The sequence below is a fragment of the uncultured Faecalibacterium sp. genome (genome assembly GCF_900066275.1).
Classification (GTDB): domain Bacteria; phylum Bacillota; class Clostridia; order Oscillospirales; family Ruminococcaceae; genus Faecalibacterium; species Faecalibacterium taiwanense.
Genome location: NZ_FMFG01000107.1, coordinates 1 through 392, shown reverse-complemented (window position 1 = coordinate 392; position 392 = coordinate 1). Strand labels below are relative to the sequence as shown.

1 protein-coding gene is annotated in these 392 nt (G+C 43.1%); it reads left to right on the top strand.

Translation table 11 applies throughout. The annotated features are described in order from the left end of the window. Positions 1-197, top strand: a 197-nt coding sequence (locus tag QZL71_RS13225) for a hypothetical protein (RefSeq protein ID WP_294649221.1), incomplete at its 5' end; no start/stop codon positions are given. Between the last annotated feature and the right edge of the window lie 195 nt (positions 198-392).

Below are 392 nucleotides of genomic sequence, written 5' to 3'. Positions count from 1 at the left end.
CCGGAGAAGGAATCGGTGCTGAAACAGCTGGAGCAGCTTCAGCAGAAAAAGTCCAACTACAAAACGATTTCTACCACCCCAAACCGCGAAGAATCGCTCTAAACGATCTTTCTGTCACCGATATGCCGTTGCAATCAGTGGCAGAAGTACATAATTCATTTGTTTTTTGCTGGCTTTTGGCTATTCTCGCTGGCTAGTGAGTAGAGGCGTACTTTTAAGGCAGAAATTTTCTCCAACACCCCCCATTTTAGGCCACTTTTTCTGTTAATAGTAGAAGCGCCTCTTTGAAAGCCGGTCATTTGTGACCTTTTTGTTAATTCTCAAAAAGATGGTTGTCTTTGGGCTGTTTTCGTTGCCTACCTATTGAGAGGATTTTTTCAAAAGCGGAGATT